Origin of the sequence: Rhodopila sp. (genome assembly GCF_035548235.1) — a bacterium.
Taxonomy (GTDB): domain Bacteria; phylum Pseudomonadota; class Alphaproteobacteria; order Acetobacterales; family Acetobacteraceae; genus Rhodopila.
This window is the reverse complement of the sequence record NZ_DASZTJ010000285.1, coordinates 1-9257: the sequence shown is the minus strand read 5'-3', so window position 1 is coordinate 9257 and position 9257 is coordinate 1. Positions and strand designations below refer to the sequence as shown.

The following is a 9257-nucleotide window of genomic DNA, read 5'->3' as shown; positions in this document are numbered from 1 at the left end:
AACCGGTCGATCGCGTCGCGGCCGTTGGCGATCGCCAGCGCCGCCTGGTCGAATTCCTGCCGCAGCGTGATCGGCGGCGGCCGGTGGGACTCGAATGTCGCCACGGGACGGCCGCAGGCGGCCTCTGCCAGGGCCTGGTTGACCGGCAGGGGCAAGCAGAAGGTGGGGTGCGCGGTGAACACCGCGGCGAAGCGCGTACGTTCGGTCAGCGCCTGGTATTCGGCCCAGCGCACCGGGCTGTCGTTCGGGTCGGGCCGCAGCAGGTGCTGGGCCAGGTTGGCCAGGATCGCGTCATTCGCCGTCGTGTCGATCCCGCCCAGGTACCCCGCGATCCGCCCCGCCCTGTCCATGAAGGCCTCGTCGCGCAGATGGCGGATCAGCGCGCCGATATCGGCCTCGGTCAGCGCGCCGGTGTCGAGCTTGCGGGTGATCGCCAGGGAGACCAGCAGGACCGGGTTGCCGAACGGGTCTTCGCCCGCCCTGGCACCGAGCTGGGTCGTGAGAGCGAGGAGTTCCCGCGCCAGGGTTTCGGCGGGGATGGAAGCGGCGGCTTGCTGAAGTACGGGCACGTCCGGCATGCCTACACTTTGGACATCTTTTTGCGATGCAGCAAGCCGGGAAACGCGGAGATTTTGGGCGATTGACCGGAAATGCGGCCGGTCAGACCGCCCCGTCCGCCCGCAGCGCCGCGACCGCCGGCTCGTTCAGCCCCAGCCACTCCGACAGCACTGCCTCGGTATGCTCACCCAGCACGGGCGAGGCCGCCAGCATCGGCGGCTTGCCGTCGATCCGGACCGGCCAGCCGGGCATCTTGAAGTCGCGATGCACGGGATGGCGCATCACCTGCATGATCCCCCGCTCTTCGAACGTCGCGTCGTTCTGCAGTTCCATCGTGTCGAGCACCGCGCCGGCGGGAATGCCCGCCTCGCCGACCGCGCGCATCGCGTCCATCTTGGGGTGCCGGCGGGTCCAGGCGGCGATGATTTCGTCGACCTCTTCCTCCCGCTCCAGGCGCGCGAAGGCGTCGGCGTAGCGGGCGTCGCCGATCAGGTCCTCCCGCCCGATGACCTTCAGCAGCCGGTCCCAGTGGTCCGGGTTCGCGCGGCTGGTCATGATGTAGACGTAGTCGTTGGGACCGCCCGGCGCGCAGGGATACAGGCCCATCGGTGCGTTGCGCACGCCGGGCACCTTGCTGCCGCCGCGCCCTGCCGCCTCGCCCGTGCGGCCCTGGGTGGCGAAGTTGATGCGCATGTAGTGCATGATGGCGTCCTGCATCGCCACCTGCAGCCGATGGCCTTCCCCGGTCTCCCGCCGCTTGTAGAGCGCGCCCAGGATGGTGATCGCCATCAGCATCCCCGTGCCGGTGTCGCCCAGGGAGATGCCGGGCCGCGTCGGCGGGCCGTCCGGGTCGCCGGTGACGCTGAACGTGCCGCCGCAGGCCTGGGCGATCATGTCGAAGGCCAGGTTCTTCTCGAACGGGCTGCCCTCGCCGAAGCCTTTCACCTGGGCGTAGATGATGCCCGGGTTCAGCGCGCGGACCACGTCGTAGCCCAGGCCAAGCCGCTCGATCGCGCCGGGGGCGAAGTTCTCGATGCACACATCGGCCTGGCGCAGCATGTCCTTCACCAGAGCCAGGCCTTTGGGCGACTTCAGGTTGACGGTCATCGACCGCTTGTTGGCGTTGAAGACGTGGAAATAGTACGGGTCGTCGTCGGGCTGGCCGGGCCGCAGCCGGCGTCCGGGATCGCCCATCTTCGGGTTCTCGATCTTCACCACGTCGGCGCCGAGCCAGGCGAGGGCCTCGGTGCAGGAGGGGCCTGCCTCGAACTGGGTGAAATCGACGATCTTGACCCCGGAGAGAAACCCGACCGGCCGGACATTATCGAGCGCCATGGGAACGCCTCCCTCTCGTTTTGTTGCGCCGAGCGTGCCACATCCCCGACGGGACATCCAGGGCGGGACATCCAGGGCGGGACGGACCGTCCCCTGGCACAGTCCCCTGGCACAGCCCCCTGGCACAGTCCGCTGGCACAGTCCGCTGGCACAGTCCGCTGGCACAGTCCGCTGGCACAGTCCGCTGGCACAATCGGGATGGCGGGGATTTGATTTTCGTGATCGCGTGACTACCTCTCCGGAGCGTGAAGCCGCACGGCGCGAACGGAGAGAAGCGTGGACGAGACGGTCATCTACCACAACCCGAACTGCGGAACGTCGCGCAAGGTGCTGGGGATGCTGCGCGAATCGGGTACTGAACCGCGCGTCATCGAATATCTCAAGACCCCGCCGGACCGGGCGGGGTTGATCGACCTGCTGCACCGCATCGGCATGACGCCGCGCCAGATCCTGCGCCGCCGCGGCACGCCGTATGATGAGTTGGGGCTGGACGACGCGTCACTGCCCGACGATGCGCTGATCGACGCGATCCTGGCGCACCCGATCCTGATGGAGCGTCCGATCGTCGTCAGTCCGAAGGGCGCGCGCCTCTGCCGGCCGGCGGAGCTGGTGAAGGAATTGCTGGGATGACGATTCGATCGTCTCAAGAAATTGTTGTACGTATCAAACCAGCATTGTTCCGGTACAACAATGTAAAATTTCGCGTATCTTGGCAAAATTGGGGCAAATGTGGCGCCATGCTCGCGGAAAGTTTCTTTGCGCGCCGGGACTTAATCTCATAGAGCCACGACCTCATCACTAGTGAACGAGGAATGATCAACATGCCGTCTGCGCGACCGATCCTGATCGTTGAAGATGACCACGCGTTGCGACAGGCCTTGGCGGAGCAGTTTTCGGAAGAAGGTCTGTACCAGTCTTTCGAGGCGGCGACGCTGAAGGAAGCGGCGCAGTATCTCAACGCGGCTGACGCTCGATTCGACTCGATTATTCTGGACATCAACATGCCGGACGGCGACGGACGCGACTTCTGCGCGCAGATGCGCCGGCAGGGACATCGCATGCCGATCATCATGCTGACCGGCAACGCGAACGAGGAAGACATCGTCCAGGGCCTCAACTCCGGCGCGAACGACTACATCGCCAAGCCGTTCCGCGCTTCGGAACTGCTGGCCCGCGTCAACGCGCAGTTGCGTGCCTTCGACACCAGTGAGGACGCGGTCTTCACCATCGGGCCCTACACGTTCCGCCCGTCGGCCAAGCTGCTGCTGACCGCCGACCGCAAGCAGCGCATCCGGCTGACGACGAAAGAGGTCGCGATCCTGAAATTCCTCTACCGCACCAACGGGGAGATCGTGTCGCGCCAGGTGCTGCTGAACGAGGTCTGGGGCTACAACGCCGGCGTCACCACCCATACGCTGGAGACCCATATCTACCGCCTGCGCCAGAAGATCGAGGCCGACCCGAACAACTGCAAGCTGTTGCTGACGGCACCCGGCGGCTATCGCCTGAACGCCGCCCCGGTCGAGGAACCGGCGGCCGTCCCGGCCGGCGCGACCTGGTAGGGCCGTCCCCCGTCATGATCCGGCTTGACCGGGCCATGACGGGGGCTGGGTCCCGATGGGGCTGAACCTCGCGGGATCGATGGCGGCGCCGGTCGCGGACGAGTCGCCAGTGGCCGATCCATCACCATTCCGCTACACTCGGTCCACGGACGGCCGCCGTCCGGAACCGTCCCCGCTGGCCAGGCGCCAGGTCGGGGCGCAGCGACCGAGGCGCGAATGGTGATGACATCGGCCATGCAGTTCCCGCTGACCCGCCTGCGGCGGTTGCGGTCGAGCCCCGCGATGCGCGACCTGCTGCAGGAAAACACCGTCACGGTGAACGACCTGATCTACCCGATCTTCGTCGAGGAGGACCTCGACGACTTCGCCCCGGTCGACTCCATGCCGGAGGTGTTCCGCATCCCCGAACGCAAGCTGGACAAGGCGGTGCGGGAGATCGCGGCGGCCGGGATCAAGGCGGTCATGACCTTCGGCGTGTCGCACCACAAGGACGATATCGGCAGCGACGCCTGGAACCGCGACGGGCTGCTGGCCCGGATGATCAAGCGGGCGAAGGACGCGGCGCCGGACCTGATGGTGATCTCCGACACCTGCTTCTGCGAATACACCACGCATGGCCATTGCGGCGTGATCCACGACGGCGACGTCCACAACGACCACACGATCGAGAACCTGGGCCGGCAGTCGGTGGTGGCCGCCGAAGCCGGGGCGGACATGATCGCCCCCTCCTCCATGATGGACGGCCAGGTGGCGGCGATCCGCTCGGCGCTGGACGGGTCGGGCTTCGGCAACGTCCCGATCATGGCCTATTCGTCGAAATTCGCCTCGGCTTATTACGGCCCGTTCCGCGAGGCCGCCGGGTGCGAGTTGAAAGGCGATCGCAAGGCCTATCAGATGAACCCGATGAACGGACGCGAGGCGCTGCGGGAGTCGGCGATCGACGAGGCCGAGGGCGCCGACATGCTGATGGTCAAGCCCGGCCTGCCCTATCTGGACGTGCTGACCCAGATCCGCCAGCGCAGCCTGCTGCCCCTGGCGGTGTACCAGGTCAGCGGCGAGTATGCGATGATCAAGTTCGCCGCCCAGGCCGGCGCGATCGATGAGCATCGCATCGTGCGCGAGACCCTGGGCGCCTTCAAGCGCGCCGGCGCCGACCTGATCCTGACCTATTTCGCGATGGACATCGCTCGGCAAGGCTTCTGACGGTACGGAACCTGCATACCCGATCCCGTCATTTCGACACAGGAAACAAGAACGGAGCGGATATGGATCGGCGTGGCTTTCTCAAAACGGCCGCGGCCGTCGGTGGCGCGTTGGCGGCGCCTCGGCTGTCGCTGGCAGCGGATACAAAGGTGCTGCGGTTCGTGCCGCAAGCCAACCTGGCGAACCTCGATCCGATCTGGACCACGCAGTACGTGGTGCGCAACGCCTCCCTGCTGATCTGGGACACGCTGCTGGGCGTCGACGACCAGCTTACGCCGAAGCCGCAGATGGTCGAGTCCTGGGACGCGACGGCGGACAGCAAGACCTGGACGTTCAAGCTGCGCCCCGGCCTGAAGTTCCATGACGGGGAACCGGTGCTGGCCAAGGACGTCGTCGCCAGCATCAAGCGCTGGTGGGTGCGCGACGCGCCGATGGGCGTGCCGATCTCGAAGAAGACCGACGCGCTGGAAGCGGTGGACGACAAGACGTTCCGCTTCCGGCTGAACGCGCCCTACTCCAAGATGCTGTTCGCCCTGGGCAAGAGCAGCACGCCCGCTTTGTTCATCATGCCGGAGCGGATCGCCAGCACCGATCCGTTCAAGCAGATCAGCGAGTATGTCGGCTCCGGCCCGATGCGCTTCAGGAAGGACGAGTGGGTCCCCGGCGCGAAGGCGATCTTCGAGAAGTTCGACGGCTATGTCCCGCGCGACGAGAAGGCGAACTGGCTGTCGGGCGGCAAGCGGATCCATTTCGACCGGATCGAATGGCAGATCATCCCCGACGGTGCGACCGCCGGCGGCGCGCTGCAGAGCGGGGAGGTCGACTGGCTGGAAACCCCGCTGTCCGACCTCATCCCGCTGCTGCGCAAGAATGCCGACGTCGCGGTCGACATCGCCGATCCGTTGGGCAATATCGGTTCGTTCCGCATGAACCATCTCTACCCGCCCTTCAACGACGAACGGGCGCGGCGGGCGGTGCAGATCGCGCTGAGCCAGGAAGACTACATGGAGGCCGTGGTCGGCGACGACACCACGCTGTGGAAGACGCTGCCCAGCTATTTCACGCCGGGCACGCCGCTCTATACCGAGGAAGGCGGCCACTACCTGAAGGGCAAGCGCGACTACGACCAGGCCAAGAAGCTGCTGGCCGAGGCCGGCTACAAGGGTGAGCCGGTCAGCCTGCTGGTGGCGACCGATGTCGCGATCACCAAGGCGCAGGGCGACGTGACCGCCGACCTGCTGAAGCGGATCGGCATGAACGTGAAGTATGAAGCCCTGGACTGGGGCACCGTCGGCCAGCGCCGCGCGAGCAAGGAGCCGCCGGACAAGGGCGGCTGGAACATCTTCCACACCTGGCACGCCGGCGCCGACTGCGTGAACCCCGCGCCTTATACCGCCCTGGACTGCAGCGGTCCGACGGCATGGTTCGGCTGGCCGAAATCCGACCTGGTGCAGAGCAAGATCGAGGAATGGTATGCCGCCCCCGACCTCGCAACCGAAAAGAAGGTCATCGGCGAGCTCAACAAGGCCGGGATGGACTTCGTCATCTACGTGCCGACCGGCTTCTTCCGGCAATACCAGGCATGGCGCAAGAACCTCTCGGGTGTGACCAAAGCGCCATTCCCGGTCTTCTGGGACGTGACAAAGACGTAACGGCCCCCCCGTCACGACCGGAACGATACCCTTGGACGCAATCCCGACGCCCCGCCATGACAGGAGGGGCGCCGGGACAGACAGCGGCCGCGCGGGATCGTAGTTCGCCAAGGCCCGGCCCGACCGGGCCATCGCCCAAGGTCCCGGATGGCCGGTCGAGCCGAACCTTCCGGGTCCTGGGAGAGCGGGCAAGCCCGGCCCAAGCCCGGCCCAAGCCCGGCAATGATGCCGACATCCGGGCTTGCCGCTCCGACCTGGCGTCCATGGCCGCGCCTCCGCCATGCCGGACCGCCCCGCCATGACAGACCGCCGCCGTCGTGGCACACTGCCGGCGCCACCGCTGAACAGGCACACCGTCCATGACACCTGAAACGCTCGCCGCGCTGGAGCAGGCCAAGCAGGCAAAGACGCCGATCGTCCTGGCGACCCGGCTTCCGTCCGGCGAACAGCACCTCCTGCCCGACCCCTCCGCGCCCGAGGACCTGAACGCCGCCGCTCGGCGGGCGCTCGATCGCGACGAGAGCGGGACCGTCAAGGTCGGCGACACCGACTGGTTCCTGCAAGCCTACAACCCGCCGCTTCGTCTCGCCGTGGTCGGCGCCGTGCACATCGCCCAGGCGCTGGTGCCCTTCGCCGCGCCCTGCGGGTTCGCGGTCACCATCATCGACCCGCGGCGGTCCTTCGCCTCGGACGAACGCTTCCCCGGCGTCGCCATCTCCCACGACTGGCCCGACGAGGCGCTGGACGCCTTCGTCCCCGACAGTCGGACGGCGGTCGTCACCCTGACGCATGATCCGAAGCTGGACGACCCCGCGCTCGACCGAGCGCTGAAATCCCCGGCGTTCTATATCGGCGCCCTGGGCTCGCGCCGCACCCACGCGGCACGGCTGAAGCGGCTGCGGGACATGGGCCACACCGACAACAACCTGGCCCGCATCCGCGGCCCCGTGGGCCTCGACATCGAGGCGGTCACCGCGCCCGAGATCGCCCTGTCCATCATCGCCGAGATCGTCGCCGTCCGCCGCAACGCGCCCCTGCCGCCGAAACCGGCGCCATGAGGTTCGGCCCGGTCCCGCTGCGGGAAGCACGCGGCGCGATCATGGCGCATAGCCAGAGGGTCGGCGAACGCATGATCCGCAAGGGTTCGGTGCTGGACGATGCAGCCCTGGAGGCGTTGCGCGAGGCGGGCCGGACCGAGGTCATCTGCGCCGTGCTGGAACCCGGCGACGTGCCCGAAGACATCGCCGCGGACCGGATCGCCAACCCGCTGGTCGCGCCGCTGATCGCGCGATCGCGCGCGGCGACCGGCCGCGTGAACCTGTCGAGCGAGGTGCCAGGCCTGCTGCGGGTCGACGCCGCCCGCATCGACCGCCTGAACTCGATCGACGAATCGATCACCATCGGCACCCTGCCCGATTACGCCGTCGTCGCACCCAAGGACCTGGTGGCGACGATCAAGATCGTGCCGTTCTCGGTGCCCGGCAACGTGCTGAGCGTCGCCGAGGCGATCGTGCGGCGCGGCCCGTCCCTCCTGGCACTGCACCCGTTCCGGCACCTGCAGGTCGGTCTGGTGGTGACCGAACTGCCGGGCTTGAAGGAAAGCGTCACCGACAAGACGATCGCCATCACCGAAGGCCGGATCACTGCCCTGACCGGGTCGCTGCTGCCGCCGGTCCGCTGTCCGCATGAGGAAGAGGCGGTCGGGCGGGCGCTGGAATCGCGGGTGGGCGCGGGGGCCGACCTGCTGCTGGTGATCGGCGCCTCGGCCGTCGTGGACCGGCGCGACGTCGGTCCGGCGGGCATCGTCCGGGCGGGCGGGGAAATCCTGCATTTCGGCATGCCGGTCGACCCCGGCAACCTGATCTGCATCGGGCAGATCGGCACGCGGCCGGCGCTCGTCCTGCCCGGCTGCGCGCGCAGCCCCAGCCTGAACGGGATCGACTTCGTGCTGACCCGGCTGTTCGCCGGCCTGGCGGTTACGCCCCAGGACATCATGCGCATGGGCGTCGGCGGCTTGCTGAAAGAGATGGAGACGCGGCCGATGCCCCGGGAAAAAGCCCCCGGCACGCCGCGGTCCGGCGCGGCCCCGCGCAGCGCGCCCACGATCGCCGCCATCGTGCTGGCCGCCGGGCGGTCGCGGCGGATGGCACCGCACAACAAGTTGCTGGTCACCGACAAATCCGGCAAGGCCATGATCGCCCGCGTCGTCGACAACGTCCTGTCATCCCGCGCCCGGCCGATCCTGGTGGTGACCGGTCACCAGGCCGAACAGGTGGAGCAGGCGCTGGGCGGGCGACCGGTGCGGTACGTGCATGCGCCGGATTATGCCGAGGGGCTGGCCGCCAGCCTGAAAACCGGCATCGCCGCCGTGCCGCCGGAGTGTTCCGCCGCGATCGTCTGCCTGGGGGACATGCCGCTGGTGACGGGGCGGATGATCGATCGGCTGATCTCGATGTACGACGCCGATGAAGGACGGCTGATCGTCCTGCCGACGTTCCGCGGCAAGCAGGGCAACCCGATGCTGTGGGATCGGCGCTTTTTTCCGGAGATCCTTCAGATCTCGGGCGATTCCGGTGCGCGGTTCCTGATCGGCAAGCATGCCGAGGCGGTGGTCGAGGCCGAAATGGCCGACGACGGCGTGCTGCGGGACTTCGACACGACGGAGTCGCTGGCGACCTTGCCCAAAGGGATGCGGCCCGTCGGGGCGCTGTGAGCGGGCGGTGTGGCCGGGGGTAGCGTGACCGAGGGTAGCGTGACCGGGGGCGGTGTGACCGGCGGTTTCGGTTCGAAAAAGGGCTAGACCGATGTGCCGCTGGCTGCGATGGCCTGGGCGACCTTCTTGCGCTCCCGCTCTGCGACGCGCTTGTCGCGGGCCCGGCGGCGCAGCGCTTCGGTGAAGCTGATCCCAAACGCCTTGGCATAGGCCGAGACGGTGCGGTTTTCTTCG

The 9257-nt window shown here is 67.7% G+C and carries 7 protein-coding genes and 1 pseudogene; 6 read left to right on the top strand and 2 right to left on the bottom strand.

All coding sequences use genetic code 11. The features are described 5' to 3' along the window. Together VHB27_RS23145 and VHB27_RS23140 are read right to left on the bottom strand one after the other, a co-directional pair. Positions 1–569, bottom strand: a pseudogene (locus VHB27_RS23145) (phosphoenolpyruvate carboxylase); the annotation flags it as partial. Between the two features lie 91 nt (positions 570–660). Next, on the bottom strand, positions 661–1893 hold the full coding sequence (locus VHB27_RS23140) for a CaiB/BaiF CoA transferase family protein (protein WP_325605064.1): 1233 nt from the start codon (positions 1891–1893) through the stop codon (positions 661–663). 276 nt (positions 1894–2169) lie between these two features. Between VHB27_RS23140 and arsC the strand changes: the two genes are divergently transcribed. From arsC to VHB27_RS23110, 6 genes are all read left to right on the top strand, one after another. After that, on the top strand, positions 2170–2523 hold the full coding sequence (gene arsC / locus VHB27_RS23135) for an arsenate reductase (glutaredoxin) (protein WP_325605062.1): 354 nt from the start codon (positions 2170–2172) through the stop codon (positions 2521–2523). A 191-nt stretch (positions 2524–2714) separates the two neighbouring features. Then, positions 2715–3455, top strand: coding sequence for a response regulator transcription factor (locus tag VHB27_RS23130; protein WP_325605061.1), 741 nt, complete (start codon positions 2715–2717; stop codon positions 3453–3455). Between the two features lie 234 nt (positions 3456–3689). Then, positions 3690–4658 (top strand): porphobilinogen synthase, encoded by a 969-nt coding sequence (gene hemB, locus VHB27_RS23125; RefSeq protein ID WP_325605060.1) that lies wholly within the window; start codon positions 3690–3692, stop codon positions 4656–4658. A 62-nt stretch (positions 4659–4720) separates the two neighbouring features. After that, positions 4721–6310: an ABC transporter substrate-binding protein gene (locus tag VHB27_RS23120; RefSeq protein ID WP_325605058.1), complete on the top strand. Its 1590-nt coding sequence runs from the start codon at positions 4721–4723 to the stop codon at positions 6308–6310. A 359-nt stretch (positions 6311–6669) separates the two neighbouring features. Continuing rightward, positions 6670–7368: an XdhC family protein gene (locus VHB27_RS23115; protein WP_325605056.1), complete on the top strand. Its 699-nt coding sequence runs from the start codon at positions 6670–6672 to the stop codon at positions 7366–7368. After that, entirely contained in the window at positions 7365–9023 is a 1659-nt protein-coding gene (locus tag VHB27_RS23110) for a molybdopterin-binding/glycosyltransferase family 2 protein (RefSeq protein ID WP_325605054.1), read from the top strand. The genes VHB27_RS23115 and VHB27_RS23110 overlap by 4 nt, the downstream gene beginning before the upstream one ends. Positions 9024–9257 lie beyond the last annotated feature (234 nt).